At 70.8% G+C, this 20,147-nt stretch carries 15 protein-coding genes; 13 read left to right on the forward strand and 2 right to left on the reverse strand.

All coding sequences use genetic code 11. The features are described from left to right. Positions 1–30 precede the first annotated feature (30 nt). Positions 31–1,266, reverse strand: coding sequence for a helix-turn-helix domain-containing protein (locus tag ACL06G_RS08680; RefSeq protein ID WP_412835717.1), 1,236 nt, complete (start codon positions 1,264–1,266; stop codon positions 31–33). 182 nt (positions 1,267–1,448) lie between these two features. On the opposite strand from ACL06G_RS08680, the gene ACL06G_RS08685 reads away from it, so the two are divergent. The 8 genes from ACL06G_RS08685 to ACL06G_RS08720 all read left to right on the forward strand — a co-directional run bounded on the left by ACL06G_RS08685 (position 1,449) and on the right by ACL06G_RS08720 (position 11,108). After that, complete coding sequence (locus tag ACL06G_RS08685; protein WP_412835678.1) at positions 1,449–2,375, forward strand: proline dehydrogenase family protein; 927 nt, start codon at positions 1,449–1,451, stop codon at positions 2,373–2,375. An 82-nt stretch (positions 2,376–2,457) separates the two neighbouring features. Continuing rightward, entirely contained in the window at positions 2,458–4,089 is a 1,632-nt protein-coding gene (gene pruA, locus ACL06G_RS08690; RefSeq protein ID WP_412785232.1) for an L-glutamate gamma-semialdehyde dehydrogenase, read from the forward strand. Positions 4,090–4,455: 366 nt separating this feature from the next. After that, the gene (locus ACL06G_RS08695; RefSeq protein ID WP_412785231.1) at positions 4,456–4,593 is read left to right on the forward strand and encodes a hypothetical protein; all 138 of its coding nucleotides are present in this window, start codon (positions 4,456–4,458) and stop codon (positions 4,591–4,593) included. A gap of 96 nt (positions 4,594–4,689) precedes the next feature. Then, a complete protein-coding gene (locus ACL06G_RS08700) occupies positions 4,690–5,727 on the forward strand; it encodes a 3-isopropylmalate dehydrogenase (protein ID WP_412835679.1) in 1,038 nt (345 codons plus the stop codon). Positions 5,728–5,948: 221 nt separating this feature from the next. Continuing rightward, complete coding sequence (locus ACL06G_RS08705; RefSeq protein WP_412835680.1) at positions 5,949–7,055, forward strand: branched-chain amino acid aminotransferase; 1,107 nt, start codon at positions 5,949–5,951, stop codon at positions 7,053–7,055. Between the two features lie 371 nt (positions 7,056–7,426). After that, entirely contained in the window at positions 7,427–9,040 is a 1,614-nt protein-coding gene (cimA, locus tag ACL06G_RS08710; RefSeq protein ID WP_412785228.1) for a citramalate synthase, read from the forward strand. 245 nt (positions 9,041–9,285) lie between these two features. Beyond that, on the forward strand, positions 9,286–10,851 hold the full coding sequence (locus ACL06G_RS08715) for an acyl-CoA carboxylase subunit beta (RefSeq protein ID WP_412785227.1): 1,566 nt from the start codon (positions 9,286–9,288) through the stop codon (positions 10,849–10,851). 44 nt (positions 10,852–10,895) lie between these two features. Then, complete coding sequence (locus tag ACL06G_RS08720; RefSeq protein WP_412785226.1) at positions 10,896–11,108, forward strand: acyl-CoA carboxylase subunit epsilon; 213 nt, start codon at positions 10,896–10,898, stop codon at positions 11,106–11,108. 117 nt (positions 11,109–11,225) lie between these two features. On the opposite strand, the gene ACL06G_RS08725 is transcribed toward ACL06G_RS08720, so the two are convergent. Then, complete coding sequence (locus ACL06G_RS08725) at positions 11,226–11,402, reverse strand: hypothetical protein (RefSeq protein ID WP_412835681.1); 177 nt, start codon at positions 11,400–11,402, stop codon at positions 11,226–11,228. A gap of 553 nt (positions 11,403–11,955) precedes the next feature. On the opposite strand from ACL06G_RS08725, the gene ACL06G_RS08730 reads away from it, so the two are divergent. The 5 genes from ACL06G_RS08730 (at position 11,956) to ACL06G_RS08750 (ending at position 20,145) form a co-directional block, all read left to right on the forward strand. Continuing rightward, positions 11,956–15,276: a sensor histidine kinase gene (locus tag ACL06G_RS08730; protein WP_412835682.1), complete on the forward strand. Its 3,321-nt coding sequence runs from the start codon at positions 11,956–11,958 to the stop codon at positions 15,274–15,276. Positions 15,277–15,285: 9 nt separating this feature from the next. After that, positions 15,286–15,699, forward strand: a complete 414-nt coding sequence (locus ACL06G_RS08735) for a roadblock/LC7 domain-containing protein (protein WP_412785279.1) — start codon at positions 15,286–15,288, stop codon at positions 15,697–15,699. 67 nt (positions 15,700–15,766) lie between these two features. Further along, positions 15,767–16,177, forward strand: a complete 411-nt coding sequence (locus ACL06G_RS08740; protein WP_412785223.1) for a DUF742 domain-containing protein — start codon at positions 15,767–15,769, stop codon at positions 16,175–16,177. Then, a complete protein-coding gene (locus ACL06G_RS08745; protein WP_412785222.1) occupies positions 16,158–16,742 on the forward strand; it encodes a GTP-binding protein in 585 nt (194 codons plus the stop codon). Before ACL06G_RS08740 ends, ACL06G_RS08745 begins: the two co-directional genes overlap by 20 nt. Positions 16,743–17,103: 361 nt before the next feature. Continuing rightward, positions 17,104–20,145, forward strand: coding sequence for a sensor histidine kinase (locus ACL06G_RS08750; RefSeq protein ID WP_412835683.1), 3,042 nt, complete (start codon positions 17,104–17,106; stop codon positions 20,143–20,145). Positions 20,146–20,147: the final 2 nt, after the last annotated feature.

The raw sequence follows: 20,147 nt of genomic DNA on the forward strand, positions 1-20,147 counted from the left end.
CCGGCGTGAGCGCCGGGCCCGCGATGCGTCTCAGCCCAACCGCGCGGCCTTCAGAGCGACATGGAGCAGCAGGCGGTCCGCACCGTCGTCGAGCCGCAGGCCTGTCAGCCGCTCCACCCGGCCCAGCCGGTAGTACAGCGTCTGCCGGTGGATGCCCAGATCGGCCGCGGTCCGTCCCGCTTGCCCCGCACGGTCCAGGAAGGCCTCGGCGGTCCGTGCCATTTCCCGCTGCCCCGGTTCGAACAGGTGCCGCACGGCCTCGTCCGGGGCGGCCGCCGCCGGGAGGCGGCCCAGAAGCCGGTACGGGCCGATGGCGTCCCACGCGACCACCCGGCCGAACCGCTCGGGCTCCGCTGCCGCGGCTCTCGCCGCGACCAGCGCCTCCTCCCAGGCGGCGGCCGCGGTGCCGGCCAGGTCGCCGCGGAGCGCGCTGACCCCGCCGAAGGCCTCCGCCGCGGTCCCCGCCGGTGACGCGGCTTCCGGTGTCCGCCCCGGTCCTCCGGCGCTCCCGGAGCCTCCACCACCGGACGGGGCCGCCAGGAGTCGCTTCGCCACCCCCTCCGCGGGAGCCAGCACCCCCGCCGCGCGCAGCCGCGTGAGCACGGCCAGCGCGGAGGACTCCGGCAGGGCGCACTGCGCGGCCACGCCGGGGATACCGGTGGGGCCGGCGGACGCGGACCCCCGCAGTTCGCCGACGTGCCACGGCCGGATCGCCACCATCGCCAGCGGAGCCGCGGCGACCGCTCCCGAGGTCGAGCGCAGCGCCTCCGCTGCCTCCGCCCGGCTGCCTGCCGGCCCGGTGAGCACTTCGCGGAGCAGTTCCCCTGCATGCGCACCGGCCCGGGCCTCCGCGGCCAGCAGCGCTCCGATGCGGGTGGCGGTCTGCTGCGCCCGCGCCACCCGCGGGTCGTCGAGCGCGGGTGCGCCGTCGTCGAGCAGCCACACGTAGCCGTACACGACACCTCCGTGCCGTACCGGAATGCAGAGCCGCCCGGTACGCACCCCCGCCGACGGGTCCGGCGGGATGCGGACCGGCGCCCGCGCCCGTGTGATGCCGAAGCTCTCGAACCACTTCCGCACCGCCGCGGTGGAGCGGCGCTGCAGGATCGACCGGGTGCGCACCGGGTCGAGGTCCGCGTCGGGCGCGCCTTCCTGGCCCTCGTGCGCTCCGAAGGCGATCAGGGTGAAGTCGCGGTCCTCCAGTGTCGCCGGGGTTCCCAGCGAGGCGGAGATGTCGTCGATCAGTGCCTGGTATTCCTCGCGCACCCGGCGCACCTCCTGTCCCTCGCGGTTCGGCACTGCTTCCCATTCTCATACATCTGTCTGAGATCGGGGACACGGATGCGTGACAGCTGTCGATGGCTCCCGTGCGGCGGGATCCTTAACTTTGCACGGTGGGCGACGCGGAACTGTCGCTCCCGGAAACACCGTGACACGTGGAGGTGCCCGTGCTGGGTCCCGTGCTTCTCGCCGCTGCGCGCAGCGACGCCATCCGTCGCGCCGTCTCGGCCGCGCCGGTCACCCGGCCGGTCGTCGACCGCTTCGTCGCAGGGGAACGGCTGGACCAGTCGCTCGCCGCGGTCCGTGCCCTGGCCGACAGCGGGCTCGAGATCACGCTGGACCATCTCGGCGAGGACATCACCGACCGTTCCGAGGCGGCCCGCAACCGTGACGCCTACCTCGCCCTCGCCGAAGCGCTGGCGGGCGAGGGGCTCGGCGAGCGCGCGGAGATGTCCGTCAAGCTCTCCGCCTTCGGACAGGCACTTCCCGGCGGGGAGGACATCGCGTACGGCAACGTCCTGCCGGTGGTGGAGGCGGCCGCCGAGGCGGGCACCACGGTCACTCTGGACATGGAGGACCACACCACGGTCGACTCGACGCTGCGCATCCTCGCCGAGCTCCGCACCCGCTTCCCGCAGACAGGTGCCGTGGTGCAGTCCTACCTTTTCCGCACCGAGGAGGACTGCCACGCGCTGGCAGGGGAAGGCTCCCGGGTGCGACTGGTGAAGGGCGCCTACCGGGAGCCCGCCGAGGTCGCGTACCAGGACAAGCACGAGGTGGACCGTGCGTACGTCCGGTGCCTGAAGATCCTCATGGCGGGGGACGGCTACCCGATGATCGGCTCGCACGACCCGCGGATGATCGCGATCACCCAGGAACTCGCCCGCGACGCGGGGCGCAAGAAGGACTCCTACGAGTTCCAGATGCTCTACGGGATCCGTGAGGCGGAGCAGGAGCGGTTGGCGGAAGCCGGGCACCGCATGCGGGTCTACGTCCCGTACGGCACCGACTGGTACGGCTACTTCATGCGCCGTCTCGCGGAGCGCCCGGCGAACCTCGCCTTCTTCCTCCGCTCGCTGGTGAGCCGCCGCTAGCCTCGGTGCGGGGCCGTCACCCCGGGCCCCGTACTCCGTCCTTGCCCCACGACAACATCGAACGCGAAGGAGCCCGCGACCCATGGACGCCGTGACCCACGTCCCCGCGCCGTACAACGAGCCGGTGCACACGTACGCCCCCGGCAGTGCCGAGCGCGCCCGGCTGGAGAAGAAGCTCAAGGAGCTCTCGGACAACCCGATCGACCTCCCCATGACCATCGACGGGCAGAAGCGCATGGGTGGCGGTGAGCGGGTCGAGGTGGTGCAGCCGCACAACCACAAGGCGGCCCTCGGCACCTACCGCAACGCCACGCGCCAGGACGCGCAGGAGGCGATCGACGCCGCGCTGGCGGCCGCGCCGGCCTGGCGTGCGATGTCCTTCGACGACCGTGCAGCCATCCTTCTGAAGGCCGCCGACCTGCTGTCCGGCCCGTGGCGCGAGACGATCGCCGCCTCCACCATGCTGGGACAGTCCAAGACCGCGCAGCAGGCAGAGATCGACGCGCCGTGCGAGCTGATCGACTTCTGGCGCTTCAACGTGCACTTCGCGCGGGAACTGCTCGCCGAGCAGCCGCCGATGCAGCCCAAGGGGATCTGGAACCGTCTGGACCACCGCCCGCTGGAGGGGTTCGTCTACGCGATCACCCCGTTCAACTTCACCGCGATCGCGGGCAACCTGCCGACCGCGCCGGCGCTGATGGGCAACGTCGTCGTGTGGAAGCCCTCGCCGACGCAGACGCACTCCGCCGTGCTGCTGATGGAGCTGCTGGAGGAGGCGGGCATGCCCAAGGGCGTGATCAACCTCGTGACCGGTGACGGCAAGGAGGTCTCCGAGGTCGCGCTCCCGCACCCGGACCTGGCGGGCGTCCACTTCACCGGCTCCACGGCCACCTTCCAGTACCTGTGGAAGGCCGTCGGCGAGAACATCGCCGGCTACAAGTCCTACCCGCGCCTGGTCGGCGAGACGGGCGGCAAGGACTTTATCGTCGCCCACCCCACCGTGGACCGCGCCATCCTCAAGACCGCCATCACCCGCGGTGCCTTCGAGTACCAGGGGCAGAAGTGCTCCGCCGCCTCGCGGGCCTACATCCCGCGGTCGCTGTGGGAGGACGGCTTCAAGGAGGAGCTGGCGGCCGAGGCGGACGAGCTCACGATGGGCGACGTCAGCGACCTGTCGAACTTCATGGGCGCCGTGATCGACGAGCGGGCGTTCGCGAAGAACAAGGCCGCGATCGACCGCGCCAAGGAGGACCCGAGCTGCGAGATCGTCGCGGGCGGGAGCTACGACGACTCGGTGGGCTACTTCGTGCGCCCGACGGTCATCGCCTGCTCCGACCCCGAGAACGAGCTGTTCTCCAAGGAGTACTTCGGGCCGATCGTCGCCGTGCACGTCTACGAGGACGGCGACTGGCACGCGATGCTCGACCAGATGGAGTCGGTCTCCTCCTACGCGCTCACCGGCGCGGTGCTCGGCCGGGACCGCCGTGCGGTCGCCGAGGCCTCCGACAGGCTGCGCTTCGCGGCGGGCAACTTCTACATCAACGACCGGCCCACCGGCTCCATCGTCGGGCAGCAGCCGTTCGGCGGCGCCCGCGCCTCGGGCACCAACGACAAGGCGGGCTCCAAGTTCAACCTGCTGCGCTGGATGTCGCCGCGGGCCATCAAGGAGACCATGGTCGCCCCGACCGACTACCGCTACCCGCACATGGACTGACCGTCCCGCGGTTCCGTGCGTGCGCCGGGCCCGTCCTCCCGCTTCCGGGAGGGCGGGCCCGGTCCGTTCGCCGGGTGCGTCCTCCGCCCGGCGAAGGCCGCTCCACGAACCCGCAGGTCACGGCACTCTCCGTCTCAGATAGTAGGAAGCCCGAGTAAAAACGAGACAGCACGGCTCCGGGCTTCTACCGTGGTGGAGAGCCGATACGCTTCGTCGCTCCACCAGCGACCGGCGGTCATGGCGCGGTGCTTCGAGCAGGTGACCCCTGCCGCACCCGGCGCCCCCGCCCCTTCCGGCGCGTTGCACTGCATTTCGCATCCCTCGCCCGAGGCACGCTGCCTCGACGCCCTGTGAAGGAGTTTCCCCATGGCTGAGACCGCACGCCGCCGCACCCGTCACGCCGCCGCCCGTCGGAGCACGCACGACAGCGACCGCAGGAACGCGGCCGCCGCCCTCCAGCGCGCCCTGGACCGCCGCGACAACGGCGGAGCGACCGGCCACTGATCGCGACGTCCGTCAGGAGCGTCGTCCTCCGACACGTCCGGTCCGGATCGTGGACAGTGCGTGTCGGAGGACGAGACGCCGCGTAGGGTCCCCGTCATGTCTCGCAGCATCAGCCTCGCAGCGATCCCCGGCGACGGGATCGGCCCGGAGGTCGTCGCGCAGGGCCTCAGGGTTCTCGACGCGGTCCTTCCGGCCGACACCAAGCTGGAGACCCGGTCCTACGATCTCGGTGCCGCCCGCTGGCACGCCACCGGGGAGACCCTCCCGGACGCCGAACTCGCCCGGCTCGCCGAGCACGACGCGATTCTGCTCGGTGCCGTCGGAGACCCGACGGTCCCCTCGGGCGTGCTGGAACGCGGGCTGCTGCTGAAGCTCCGCTTCGCCTTCGACCACTTCGTGAACCTGCGGCCCGCCCGCCTCTACCCGCGCTGCGACACCCCGCTGCAGGGGCGCCCGGACATCGACTTCGTGGTGGTCCGCGAGGGAACCGAGGGGCCCTACACCGGCAACGGCGGCAGCCTGCGGACCGGCACCGATGCCGAGGTCGCCACCGAGGTCAGCGTCAACACCGCCTACGGCGTCGAGCGCGTGGTCCGGGACGCCTACGAGCGGGCACGGTCCCGGCCGCGCAGGAAACTCACCCTGGTGCACAAGAACAATGTCCTGGTGCACGCCGGAGGCCTGTGGAAGGGCATCTTCGACCGGGTGGGTCAGGAGTACCCCGAGGTCACCACGGACTACCTGCACGTCGACGCCGCGACCATCTTCATCGTCACCGATCCCTCCCGGTTCGACGTGATCGTCACGGACAACCTCTTCGGCGACATCCTCACCGATCTGGCCGCCGCCGTGACGGGCGGCATCGGGCTCGCGGCCTCGGGGAACGTCAACCCCACCCGGACCTTCCCCTCCATGTTCGAGCCTGTGCACGGCTCCGCGCCCGACATCGCGGGGACCGGCAGGGCCGATCCGACCGCGACGGTCCTCTCCGTCGCCCTGCTTCTGCGCCACCTCGGGATGGATGCGGAGGCCGCCCGTGTCGAGGAGGCCGTCACGGCCGATCTGGGCGAACGGCCCACCGGGCGCAGCACCGAGGAGACGGGCGACGCGCTCCTCGCGCGCGTGACGGCCTGACGTGGTTCCGCCCGGCGCCTTGCCGGCGCTGGGCAACGGGGCGATCGGGTGCCACCATCTACGGCACGGCTCGCAGGGGCCGCGACACCCGGGTCCGCCCGAGGGCACCCCGCGCGCGATAATCGGATGCGGGGCCGCGCAGGGAGAGAAGCTCGGACGTCCTAGTACCGCAGGGCGACGGGGCCGCGGTCCGCCACGACACACACGAAGGACGCGCTCACATGACGACAACGCCCCGCATCGACTTCGACCTGAAGCCCTCAGCGCAGCCGCTGTCCGCCACGGAGCGCGAGGCCGTGCTCGCCGACCCCGGTTTCGGCCGGCACTTCACCGACCACATGGTCACCATCCGCTGGACCGAGGGCCGCGGATGGCACGATGCTCAGCTCGAACCGTACGCGTCGCTGTCGCTCGACCCGGCCAACGCCACCCTGCACTACGCGCAGACGATCTTCGAAGGCCTCAAGGCGTACCGCCAGGCCGACGGGTCCGTGGCCACGTTCCGCCCGGAGGCCAACGCCCGGCGCTTCCAGAACTCCGCGCGCCGGCTGGCCATGCCGGAGCTTCCGGTCGAGGCATTCGTGGAGGCCTGCGACATCCTGGTCCGGCAGGACCGCGACTGGGTTCCCAGCAAGAGCGAGCAGTCCCTCTACCTGCGCCCCTTCATGTTCGCCACCGAGGTCGGACTCGGCGTCCGTCCGGCCGGCGAGTACCTCTTCGTCATCATCGCCTCGCCCGCCGGCGCCTACTTCCCGCGCGGCGTGAAGCCGGTCTCGGTGTGGCTCTCCCAGGAGTACGTCCGTGCGGCCCCCGGCGGCATGGGCGAGGCCAAGACGGGCGGCAACTACGCCGCCTCCCTCGTGGCGCAGAAGGAGGCCGCCGCCCAGGGGTGCGACCAGGTCGTCTACCTCGACGCGCTGGAGCGCCGCTGGATCGAGGAGATGGGCGGCATGAACCTCTACTTCGTGTACGGCAGCGGCAGGGACGCGCGGATCGTCACCCCTGAGCTGACCGGCACCCTGCTGCCCGGCATCACCCGTGACTCGCTGCTCAGCATCGCCGAGGACCTGGGCTGCTCCACGGAGGAGGGGCGCATCTCCGCCGACGACTGGCGCCGCGGCAACGAGGACGGGACGCTGACCGAGGTCTTCGCCTGCGGTACGGCCGCCGTGATCACCCCGGTCGGTCAGGCGAAGTCCGCGGACGGCAGCTGGACCGTCGGGGACGGCGAACCCGGTGAGGTGACCATGAAGCTGCGCGAGCGGCTGCTCGCCCTCCAGACCGGCCGCGCCGAGGACCCGCACGGCTGGATGCACAGGATCGACTGACGCCCGTGGGTGGGACCGGTACGAGTGCGGCGGTCCCACCCTCGCCGCCCGTGCCGTTGCGCGGAACTGCCCACGAGCGCGTCCGTATCATGAGACCGCATGGAGAACCGGACAGACCTGTGCGAAGCTCACCCCGTGCTCTCGCTCACCATGATCATGGGTGACAGCGCGCCGGTCCGCCGTGGCTGCTGACCGCATCCGACCCGATGCGGCAGCGGGCACCGTGCCCTCCGACCCGCGCGCAGACCTCTCGCGACCGGCGAGGGGTCTTTTCGTTTCCGGCACCACCATGCCGGAGGACGTGGCGCGGAACGAGGGGCAGGTGGGGCCGAGCCATCCGGATCGCTTGTCCCGACAGGAGCCCGACCATCATGCCGAAGGACGTCCCCAGCGACGACTTCCACGTCTTCGACACCACGCTGCGCGACGGAGCCCAGCGCGAAGGCATCCATCTGAGCGTCGCCGACAAACTGACCATCGCCCGGCACCTGGACGACTTCGGCGTCGGATTCATCGAGGGAGGCTGGCCCGGGGCGAATCCGCGGGACACCGAGTTCTTCCGGCGCGCGGCGCGGGAGCTGGACCTCCGCCACTCCCTGCTCGTCGCCTTCGGCGCCACGCGCCGGCCCGGGGTGGCCGCCTCCGAGGACCCGCAGGTCACCGCGCTTCTCGATTCCGGAGCTCCGGTGGTCACCCTGGTCGCCAAGGCCCACAAGCGGCACGTCGAACTCGCCCTGCGCACCTCCCTGGAGGAGAACCTCGCGATGGTGCGGGACACTGTCGCCCACCTCCGCTCCCGAGGCCGGCGGGTCTTCGTCGACTGCGAGCACTTCTTCGACGGTCACCGCGCCGATCCGGCCTACGCCGAGCAGGTCGTGCGCGCGGCCCACGAGGCGGGCGCCGAGGTCGTCGTGCTGTGCGACACCAACGGGGGCATGCTCCCGGCCGACGTCCACGCGGTGGTGCGTGCGGTGGGCGCGGACACCGGTGCACGCCTGGGCATCCACGCCCAGGACGACACCGGCTGCGCGGTCGCCAACACGCTGGCCGCCGTCGACGCCGGTGCCACCCATGTGCAGTGCACCGCCAACGGCTACGGCGAGCGGGTCGGGAACGCCAACCTCTTCCCCGTCGTCGCCGCGCTCGAGCTCAAGTACGACCGCCGGGTACTCCCTCCCGGGGCGCTGACCGAGGCGACGCGCATCTCGCACGCCATCGCCGAAGTCGTCAATCTGACTCCGTCCACGCACCAGCCGTACGTCGGGACCTCCGCCTTCGCCCACAAGGCCGGCCTGCACGCCTCCGCCATCAAGGTCGACCCCGACCTCTACCAGCACATCGATCCCGAGTCGGTGGGGAACTCGATGCGGATGCTCGTCTCCGACATGGCGGGACGCGCCTCGGTCGAACTCAAGGGCAGGGAGCTGGGATACGACCTGGCGGGGGACCGCGATCTGGTGGGGCGCATCGTCGCGCGCGTCAAGGAGCAGGAGGCGCGCGGCTACACCTACGAGGCCGCGGACGCCTCGTTCGAGCTGCTGCTGCGCGACGAGGTCCACTCCGACGGGTCGGGCAGGGCCGCACGCTTCTTCCGTGTGGAGTCCTGGCGCGCCATCGTCGAGGACCGGCCGGACGGCACCCACGCCAACGAGGCCACGGTGCGCCTGTGGGCGAAGGGGGAGCGGCACGTGACCACGGGGGAGGGGAACGGCCCGGTCAACGCGCTGGACCGGGCACTCCGCAGTGGACTCGAGCGGATCTACCCGCAGCTGGCCCGGCTGGACCTCGTGGACTACAAGGTCCGCATCCTCGAGGGGCGGCACGGCACCGAGTCCACCACCCGCGTGCTCGTGACGACCTCCGACGGCACCGCGGAGTGGGCGACGGTCGGGGTGGCGGACAACGTGATCGCCGCGTCCTGGCAGGCACTGGAGGACGCCTACACCTACGGATTGCTGCGGGCCGGGGTCACCCCGCAGAGGTAGGGATCCGACAACCGGAACGTGTCACCGGCGCGTACGGGTGCAGCCGGGAAGGTGAACCGTGCGTGCCGGGTGTCCCTCCCGCGAGACTGTGAGGACTCCACAGAGGAAGCGCCTCGGAATGGGAGAGTTCAGTGGGTTGCCCGGTTCGGAGGGCATGGTTCTGTCCAGCACGGCCATGAAACACGCGCGGAGACTGTACGGATTGCACGACACCCGGAAGCGGTGTCGTTTCGTAGGGTCTGTACATGACCGATTTGCCTCAGGACTCCCGCGGCCGAGTGGCCGAACTGCACGCCATCCGCGAGGAGGCGCACCGTGGGCCGAGTGAGAAGGCGACCGAGGCGCAGCGCGCGAAGGGCAAGCTGACCGCGCGTGAGCGGATCGAACTGCTCATGGACGAGGGATCGTTCCGTGAGGTCGAGCAGCTGCGCCGGCACCGTGCCACCGGTTTCGGGCTCGAGGACAAGAAGCCGTACACCGACGGTGTGGTGACCGGCTGGGGAACCGTGGAGGGGCGGACGGTCTTCGTCTACGCCCACGATTTCCGCATCTTCGGCGGTGCGCTCGGAGAGGCGCACGCGACGAAGATCCACAAAATCATGGACATGGCCATCGCGGCGGGTGCGCCGCTGGTGTCGCTCAACGACGGTGCCGGCGCCCGGATCCAGGAGGGTGTCTCGGCGCTGGCCGGATACGGCGGGATCTTCCAGCGGAACACCAAGGCCTCCGGGGTCATTCCGCAGATCAGCGTCATGATGGGGCCCTGCGCCGGTGGCGCGGCCTACAGCCCGGCACTCACGGACTTCGTCTTCATGGTGCGGGACACCTCCCAGATGTTCATCACGGGTCCTGACGTGGTGCAGGCGGTCACCGGCGCGGAGGTCTCGCAGAACGGTCTGGGCGGCGCGGACGTGCACGCGGCGACCTCGGGCGTGTGCCACTTCGCGTACGACGACGAGCGGACCTGCCTGGAGGAGGTGCGCTACCTGCTCTCGCTGCTCCCGCAGAACAACCGGGAGAACCCGCCGGTGGTGGAGACCGAGGACGAGGTGGCCCGCCGCACGGAGATGCTGCTGGACCTCGTGCCGGTGGACGGGAACCGTCCGTACGACATGCGTGCGGTGATCGAGGAGCTCGTCGACGACGGCGAGTTGCTCGAGGTCCACGAGCGCTGGGCGGGGAACATCCTGTGCGTACTGGCGCGGATGGGCGGTCAGGTGGTCGGACTGGTCGCCAACCAGCCGCAGGTGCTGGCCGGGGTCCTGGACATCGAGGCCAGTGAGAAGGCGGCGCGCTTCGTGCAGATGTGCGACGCCTTCAACATCCCGATCGTCACGCTGCTGGACGTTCCGGGGTTCCTGCCGGGAGTGGACCAGGAACACGGCGGGATCATCCGGCACGGGGCGAAGCTGCTGTACGCCTACTGCAACGCGACGGTGCCGCGGATCTCGCTGGTGCTGCGCAAGGCGTACGGGGGCGCCTACATCGTCATGGACTCGCAGTCCATCGGGGCCGACCTGACGTTCGCGTGGCCGACCAACGAGATCGCGGTGATGGGCGCGGAGGGCGCGGCGAACGTGATCTTCCGTCGCCAGATCGCATCGGCCGACGACCCGGAGGCCATGCGGGCGCGCATGGTCAAGGAGTACAAGTCCGAGTTGATGCACCCCTACTACGCGGCGGAGCGCGGACTCGTCGACGACGTGATCGACCCCGCCGAGACCCGCCAGGTCCTGATCGACTCCCTCGCCATGCTGCGCACCAAGCACGCCGACCTGCCGTCGCGCAAGCACGGCAACCCGCCGCAGTGACGGCACCGACCTTCCCCGCCGCACCTCACCGAACGGAGACCGACGTGAGTACTGCATCCACGCCCCTGGTCCGTGTCGAGCGCGGACGCGCGAGCGACGAGGAGCTCGCCGCGGTCACCGCGCTGCTCATGGCCCGTGCGACCGCCCCGCGGCAGCCCGCCGGGGACCACGTGGCCGCTCCGGGACGCAGCAGGGCCGGCTGGCGGCGACTGGAGCGGAGCCCCGGGTTCCACGCCCCGCACAGCTGGCGTCACTGAGCGGCCCGCGCCCGCCGGGTGTGCGGTGGCGCACCCGGCACGGGTTCGACGCGCTCGGGCCCCGGACACGGAATCGTGTCCGGGGCCCGAGCGCGTTCGGTGCCGGGTCGGCCCTCGTCAGGCGTCCGAGGACTCGTTCAGCACGGTGCGGCGCGGATTGGCGGTCTGTGCGGGAAGCTCGCCGTCGGTGAGCTCTGCGGTGTTCCCGCGGGCGATCTCGTCCGCCGTGTCCAGGTGTGCGAGCGTGGTCCGGCGCGGGTTGGCAGTCGTCCGGTTGGCCATGGTGGTCTTCACGTCCTCGGTTCCCCAGCAGATCGCTTGTGATGGCGGCAGGATTGTTTCAGCACTGAGCGTAGGCCTGCTATTCCCCCGGGCTGTGCGCTTCAGACACCGCCCGGCTTGTGAGGTTGCTCACTTACTCACCCACAAAAGGGGCATATCGTGCCTCCCGTGGTGCCGAAGGAATCGGGGCAAACGTGGAGCACGCGGTCATTCGAGACTCAGTGCTCGCTACCGGGGCAGTGGAGCAGGTGGAGCTTCCCGTGTTGACAAGTCCGACATGGCGGGTGCTGTTCTCCACGGTGCGTGATCGTTTGCCTGCTTTGAGTCACCTGTGTCACGGGGCGGCCCGCAGCCCTTGTTGCTGGTCCGGCACTGTGCTGAAATTCCACGGACCGCCGCGGGAAGTCAGCCGGCGCGCAGGGGGCGCAGTGCAGCGCCGCGCGGCGGTGGAGCAAGGGGACGCGCCGGTCACTCACGATCGCCCAGGGGGCCCGGGAAACCCCCATGTCGATACCGTCCCGCTGCGCTGAGCGGAGGGACGCCTGGTCCAGAGGTTGCGACGCTAGTGCAGGGACGTTTCAAGAGGGATGGCAGCGCTGCGGGGGACCCGGAGCTGCGCGGTGTGACCGACCGCGGCTCGTCGCCCCGCCGCGGCCGGGAGAGCAGCTCCACGGCGGCCGTCCAGGACTCCGAAACCACCGAGACGCTCTCGGGCGGACGGCAGGCCGGTGACGGCAAGGCCGGTAGCAGGCCCAAGGGCCCCAGCGGTCCGGGCTCGCGGATGGCCCTGCGCAACTGGCACATCAGCACCCGGCTGGTCTCCCTGCTCGCGCTGCCCGTGGTCGCCGCCACCGCGCTCGGCGGCCTGCGTATCCAGGACTCCCGCGACAACGTCGAGCAGCTCGACAACATGCGGCTCCTCACGGAGATGACGGAGCACGCCACCGAGCTCGCCGCCGCGCTCCAGGAGGAGCGCGACAAGTCCGCCGGCCCGCTGGTCAGCACGGGCAACGAGAAGGACGATTCCGTCGTCGCCACCCGGGAGGCCACCGACCGGGCGCGCGAGGCCTTCACGGACGCCACCGGTGACCTCGACCCGAACGACGAGCGCCTGGCCGGCGTGAAGTCGACGGTGTACGTCATCAGCCGGCAGCTCGAGGAACTCCGCAGCATCCGCACGGGCGCGTACGAGAACCCGAAGTACGCCTCGCAGACCGTCGACCGCTACAGCCGTCTCATCAACTCCCTGCTCTCGCTCTCGCAGGACATGGCGCAGGCCACCAGCAATCCCGACATGATCCAGAGCACCCGGGCTCTGGCGTCCTTCTCCTCCGCCAAGGAGTACGCCTCGATCCAGCGCGCGATCATCAGCGCCGGACTCGCGCACAAGGGCGGCCCGGACCTCTCGGAGAACGACCGCCTCTACGCCAAGAGCGCCCTGGACTCCGAGGACGCGAACCTGCGGAGCTTCGAAGCCATCTACGGCTCGGAGGGCGCCCGCGAGCTGCTCGACCAGCTCGACGGCAGCACCATCAACACGGCGGCGGAGACCTACGCGAACCGCGTGCTCTCCTCCGAGACGGGGATCAAGCAGCGGCCCCGCTCCTACCTCGACTGGTACGACCAGGACACCAACAAGATCGAGGAAATGGAGAAGATCGAGTATTCGCTGCTGGACGAGATGGAGCAGCGGGCCCGTACGCTCCGTGCTCAGGCGCAGACCGATGCCTGGGTGAACGGTGTCCTCATCCTCCTCGTTCTCGGTATCTCCCTGGTCGGCGCCTTCGTGGTCGCCCGGTCCATGATCCGTTCGCTGCGCCGCCTCCAGGACACCGCACAGGACGTGGCGCGGCGGCGGCTTCCCGAGCTCGTCAAGCAGATGTCCGAGGCCGATCCGCAGGACGTCGACACCTCCGTCGACTCGGTCGGCGTCCACAGCCGCGACGAGATCGGCAAGGTCGCCTCGGCCTTCGACGACGTCCACCGGGAGGCCGTGCGGCTCGCCGGTGAACAGGCACTCCTGCGGGGCAACGTGAACGCGATGTTCACCAACCTCTCGCGCCGCAGCCAGGGCCTCATCCAGCGCCAGCTCTCGCTCATCTCGGAGCTGGAGTCGCGCGAGGCGGACCCGGACCAGCTGTCCTCGTTGTTCAAGCTCGACCACCTGGCGACCCGTATGCGGCGGAACGGCGAGAACCTGCTCGTCCTCGCGGGCGAGGAGCCGGGGCGCCGGTGGACCCGTCCGGTGCCGCTGGTCGACGTGCTCCGTGCTGCGGCCTCCGAGGTGGAGCAGTACGAGCGGATCGAGCTGAACGCCGTTCCCAGCACCGAGGTCGCGGGACGTGTCGTGAACGACCTCGTCCACCTGCTCGCCGAGCTGCTGGAGAACGCCACCTCCTTCTCCTCGCCGCAGACCAAGGTCAAGGTCACCGGTCACGCCCTGCCGGACGGCCGTGTGCTCGTGGAGATCCACGACACCGGCATCGGCCTCTCGCCCGAGGACCTCTCCGCGATCAACGACCGGCTGGCGAACCCGCCGACCGTGGACGTCTCCGTGTCGCGGCGGATGGGACTGTTCGTGGTGGGCCGCCTGTCGCTCCGGCACGGCATCCGCATCCAGCTGCGTCCCTCCGACTCGGGCGGCACCACGGCACTGGTCATGCTGCCGGTGGACATCGCCCAGGGCGGTGCGGGCGCCAAGGGCAAGGCGGGCGGCCGTCCCTCCGGCGGCGGCAAGGGCGGGGGCCTCGCCGCCGCCCTGCAGCGGGAGCCGCGCGGCACGTCGGACGCCTCGCACCCGGCAGCGGCGCAGAACCGGCCGGGCGCCCCGGCCCCGGACCGGAGCCAGGTGGGCGGTGGAGCCCCGCGTCCGGCGCTCTCGGGAGGGAACGACACCGCTCCCGGCACCCCGGGGCCTGCCGGTCTTCCCACCCGCCCCGGTGCCGGTGCTCCGGCCGGAGCAGGACCGGGAGCAGGACCGGCGGGGGCCGCCGGCACCACGGGACACCGGCCCACCGCTCCGCAGCAGCACACCAGCGGTGGACTGCCGGTGCGGGGCGGTTCCGCCGGCGGCGAGTTCCCCGGGGCCGGCAGCCAGGGCGCCGGCGCCTCTTCCCTGCCGCAGGGCGGTCCTGGCGACACCGCGCAGTTCGAACGCCCCGACTTCGACACCCCACTGCCGGGTGCTCCGGTCGCCGGGGGCCCGGAGGCGGGAAGGCCCAGCTGGGCCGCGCCGGACGCGCCGCGCGGCCACGACGAGCCCCGCCCCTCGGGCGAGTTCCCCACCGGTCCCCTCCCCGCGGGCGGGGCGCCGGGGCCGGGGCAGCAGGACACCGGCCGGTTCCCGGCCGCACCGTCGGACCGCGGCGACCTTGCCGCACCCACCGGCCCGTCGCCGGCGGCCGACCGGACGCCGATCTTCGAGTCCATGGAGTCGAACTGGTTCCAGGGCCCGGCCGCGGGCCGGGGATCCGCTGCTCCGCAGGCCGCCCAGCAGCCGGGACCGTACTCCGGCGATGCGCAGGCTTCCTCCCCGGGGATGTCGCCGCAGCAGCCCGCACAGAACTCCACGGGCGGCCCCAGGGAGACCGTGGACGCCCAGTGGGGGACGTCCCCCAACGACGACCGCTGGCGTCGGGCAGAGCAGCTCCGCCAGCCCTCCGCGGGAGGCGTCACCACCTCCGGGCTGCCGCGCCGGGTGCCTCGTGCCAACCTGGTTGCGGGAACAGCACAGCAGCAGTCCACGGCGCAGTCCGGTCCGCAGGTCTCGCGCGCGCCCGACGACGTGCGCGGACGGCTGACGAACCTCCGTCGTGGAATCCAGCAGGGACGCCAGGCAGGTTCGGAGAGCCGAGGCCTGGGTCCCACTCACCAGCAGGAGCGTTAGTTGAGTCCGATGAGCCAGGCGGCGCAGAATCTGAACTGGTTGATCACCAACTTCGTGGACAACACCCCCGGGGTGTCCCACACGGTGGTGGTCTCCGCGGACGGCCTTCTGCTGGCCATGTCCGAGGGTTTCCCGCGCGACCGAGCCGACCAGTTGGCTGCGGTGGCGTCCGGGCTGACCTCGCTCACGTCCGGGGCGTCGCGGATCTTCGAGGGGGGCACGGTGAACCAGACCGTGGTGGAGATGGAGCGCGGGTTCCTCTTCCTGATGTCGATCTCGGACGGCTCCTCGCTGGCCGTGCTCGCGCATCCGGACGCCGACATCGGCCTCGTGGGGTACGAGATGGCCCTGCTCGTGGACCGTGCGGGCAACGTCCTGACCCCCGACGTCCGTGCCGAGCTGCAGAGCAGCATCCTGAACTGACAACACGCTCCCCCCACATGAGCACCACAGTCCGCATTGCCGACAGAATGCCTCGCTCGGAGGAGCCATGATCCCGCCCCACGCGTCGCCCGATCCGTACGGTGGGCAGCGACAGCCGTACGGGGACGACGGCGAGCAGCCGCTGGTGCGTCCCTATGCCATGACGGGCGGCCGCACGCGCCCCCGTTACCAGCTGGCGATCGAGGCTCTGGTGAGCACCAGCGCCGACCCGGCGCACCTGCAGGGGCTGCTTCCGGAGCATCAGCGGATCTGCGGTCTGTGCATGGAGGTCAAGTCGGTCGCCGAGGTCTCGGCTCTTCTCTCCATCCCTCTCGGTGTCGCCCGGATCCTCGTGGCGGACCTCGCGGAGGCCGGAATGGTGGCGATCCACCAGCCGGGCGGGGGCACCGCCGAGCCCGGTGGCGCTCCGGACGTGACACTGCTCGAAAGGGTGCTCAGTGGACTTCGCAAGCTCTAGCGGCGGTGCTGCCGCCGGATCGACGACTTCCGCGAAGATCGTGGTGGCCGGTGGTTTCGGTGTGGGCAAGACGACTTTCGTCGGCGCGGTCTCGGAGATCGATCCGCTGCGTACCGAAGCCGTGATGACCTCCGCGTCGGCGGGAGTCGACGATCTGACGCACACGGCGGACAAGACCACCACGACGGTGGCCATGGACTTCGGTCGTATCACCCTGGACCAGGATCTGATCCTGTACCTGTTCGGTACGCCGGGTCAGGACCGGTTCTGGTTCATGTGGGACGACCTGGTGCGTGGTGCGATCGGCGCGGTGGTGCTGGTGGACACGCGGCGTCTTGCGGACTGTTTCCCGGCGGTGGACTACTTCGAGAACAGCGGTCTGCCGTTCGTGATCGCGCTGAACGGGTTCGACGGTCATCAGCCGTACACGCCGGAGGAGGTGCGCGAGGCGTTGCAGATCGGCCCGGACGCACCGATCATCACCACGGACGCGCGTCACCGCTCGGACGCCAAGTCGGCACTGATCATGCTGGTCGAGCACGCCCTCATGGCCCGCCTCCGTTAACTACGAGACGTCAAGTAGCCCCTCATCGTGATGAGTTGAGGGGCTACTTGTGCTGCTCACCTGTGGGTCAGGTGTGTTCTTCGCCATGCCCGCGGCTCGCTTCCGTAACGTTTCAGTAGCTTATTGACAGGCTGTCGACACAACGAGCGAGCGGAACGTTTCACGCTGCACACAAATGCTCTGCGGTATGCGGATTTTCTCCCTTGATGTCCGATAGATGCCCAGCGCGGAATCACCTCTCCCCGTCGCGTCAAGTGTTTGGAAAGAGGGGCTGTGACGTGCTGCAATTCGCTGAACTCAGCAGTAGTTACGGCTTCACCCATCCGACTGGTGGGCCGCGCGCCGAGAGGTGAGTAGTCGAGTGAGGCGTAGCAAGAAGGACTCCGCTCCGCAGGGCGCGGCCGAGTCGCGGGGCAACTTCACCCCGCCGACGCGCGGCACGGCCCGGCGCAAGCGGCCCGAACCACCGCCGAGTCCTCCCGAGAGCGGAAGCCGGCTGGCGGTGCGGAACTGGCGCGTGCCCACGAGGCTGAACGCGATCCTGCTGATTCCCGTGCTGGTCGCCCTCGTGTTCGGGGGCTTCCGGGTGCAAAGCTCGATCGAGACCTGGAACGAGGCGGAGGACGCCCAGGACATCGCGCAGCTGGTCGACGCCGCCTACGCGTACAGCAACGCGCTCCTGGACGAGCGCGACCGCTCCGCCGAGCCCCTCCTCGGAGACCGCCAGAACGCGCCCTCGGTGCGGAAACTGCGGGCAGCGACCGACCGCGCCAAGGAAGCCTTCGACGCGGAGGCCGCCGAGATGCCGGACAACGCGTCCCTCGAGCGCCGGCTGGAGACCTTCCGCGAGTCGGAGCCCACGCTGCAGCAGCTGCGCCGTGCGGCCTACACCGAGAAGCTCACCGGGGTGAAGACCGAGGAGGGCTACACCCGGGTCCAGCATTCCCTGATGGAGTTCGCCAACGAGCTCGGCCTCGGCTCCGGCAACGTGACCTCCTACGGCCGCTCCGTCTACGCCGTCTCCCTCGCCAAGGGTGCCGAGTCGCTGCAGCGCTCCATCGGCATGCACCTCCTGCTCGACCGCGCCGAGGACCCGCGGGAGCTGAAGAAGCAGCTCACCGCGTTCTCCTCGTACGCCTACCTGGAGGGCATCGCCGTCGAGGAGTTCGCCGGCGGCAGCCGCCCGGAGGACCTGGAACTGCTCAAGAGCCGGATGCGGCAGGCCGAGGAGGCCGGCAAGAAGAAGGTCGCCGCGGCGCAGCAGGCGGCGGAGGCCCAGGGCAAGCCCTTCGTCGCGCCGCCCGCCATGGACGACATGATCAAGGCGATCGCCAGCGGCGCGTCGCCGGAGGAGCTCCGGCAGCAGGGCATCACGCCGCAGACCTGGTTCGCGGCGGCGACCGGCAAGTTCGAGGCCTACCGCAGCGTCGAGAACGACCTCGTCGACGAGTCCGTCGCGGAGACCCAGCAGATCGCGGACGACGCGCTGGTCGACACGTTCGTGACGGGCGGCATCGTGCTGACCGCGCTCCTCGTCGCCTTCCTGCTGGCCCGGTTGATGGCCCGGTCGATGAGCCGCAGCATGCTCAACCTCCGGACCGCAGCCTTCGACGTGGCGGAGCAGCGCCTGCCCATGCTGGTCGACCAGCTGTCCCGCACCGACCCCGGACGGGTCGACACCCGGGTCGACCCGATCCCGATCAGCAGCACCGACGAGATCGGCGAGGTGGCCCGCGCCTTCGACCAGGTGCACCGGGAGGCCGTCCGGCTCGCCGCGGAGCAGGCCCTGCTGCGGGGCAATGTCAACGCGATCTTCACCAACCTCTCCAGCCGCAACCAGGGGCTCATCGAGCGCCAGCTGGCGCTGATCACGGACCTGGAGAACAACGAGGCCGACCCCGACCAGCTGGAGAGCCTCTTCCGCCTGGACCACCTGGCGACCCGCATGCGGCGGAACGGCGAGAACCTGCTCGTCCTCGCGGGCGAGGAGCCGGGGCGCCGGTGGACCCGTCCGGTGCCGCTGGTCGACGTGCTGCGTGCCGCCTCCTCCGAGGTGGAGCACTACGACCGCGTCGGCATGTCCGCCGTCCCGGAGAGCGAGATCCACGGCGACGTCGTCACCGACCTCGTCCACCTGCTCGCCGAGCTGCTGGAGAACGCGACCTCCTTCTCGTCGCCGCAGACGCGCGTCGACGTCGCAGCGACCCGGCTGCCCGACGGCCGGATCATGATCGAGATCCACGACAAGGGCATCGGCCTCACCGCGGAGGACTTCGCGGACATCAACCACAAACTGGCGAACCCGCCGACTGTCGACGCGGCGGTCTCCCGGCGGATGGGCCTCTACGTGGTGGGCCGCCTGTCGCTGCGGCACGGCATCCGGGTCCAGCTCCGGCCCTCCGGGGAGCAGGCGGGCACCACCTCGCTCGTCATGCTTCCGGAGGCCATCACCCACGGCGGTGGCGGCAACCCGGAGCAGGTCGACGAGGAGTTCACCGTCTCGCGGATCATGCAGGAGCAGCAGCCGGCCGCTCCGCAGCCCGTCTTCGACGGCCACCTGCGCTCGGCGGCCGAACTCGGCTTCGACGACTCGCGCTACTCCGGAGGTGCCCAGGAAGGCGCTCCCGCGGGCTTCCAGGGCCCTTCCGACTCGCTGGGGCGTTCCCGGATACGTGAGGAGCGGATGGCGGCGCTGGAGGCCCGGGAAGCGGGCCCCGAGTCCGGCGGGCCGTTCGGCGGAGCTCCCGGGGGGTCCGCTTCCCGGCCGCCCGAGGGCGACGCCTTCGCCCAGGACTTCCCGCAGCCGCCGCAGGCATTCCGCTCCGGCGGCGGGCGTGGATATGATCACGGGGCCCGGGGCCGTCACGAAGCGGAATCGGTGCCCGGCGTTCACGAAAGCACACCGGAACGCGTAGGCTTCGATCGTCCGGGCCCCTCACCGAGCAGCGCTCACTTCACGACCGGCGCGGGACTGCCGCGCCGTGACCGGGGAGAGTCGTTCGGAGGGGGACCGGCGGCGGAGCGTCAGGCCCAACCGGAACCTCCGTCCCAGCAGCCGCGGCAGGCAGTGCCGCAGCAGCCGGGATCTCCGGAGAACTCCGGTGACCAGTGGCGGTCGGCGAACGACGACCTCTGGCAGCGGGCCGGAAAGCTGCGCACCCCGCAGGCCGGCGGTGTCACGCACTCCGGCCTCCCGCGACGGGTGCCCAGGGCCAACCTGGTCGAGGGCACCGCCGAGCAGAGCTTGCAGGGCGGCCCCCAGGTCTCCCGGGCCCCGGAGGACGTGCGCGGCAGGCTGAGTAACCTGCATCGCGGCGTCCGCAGGGGACGCATCGCGAGCGATGCCCATCAGAATGACCGACAGGGCTTCGGCCCCGGCAGCACCTACGATCAGGAGCGTTAGTG

Source organism: Streptomyces callyspongiae, from assembly GCF_047200695.1.
Classification (GTDB): Bacteria; Actinomycetota; Actinomycetes; order Streptomycetales; family Streptomycetaceae; genus Streptomyces.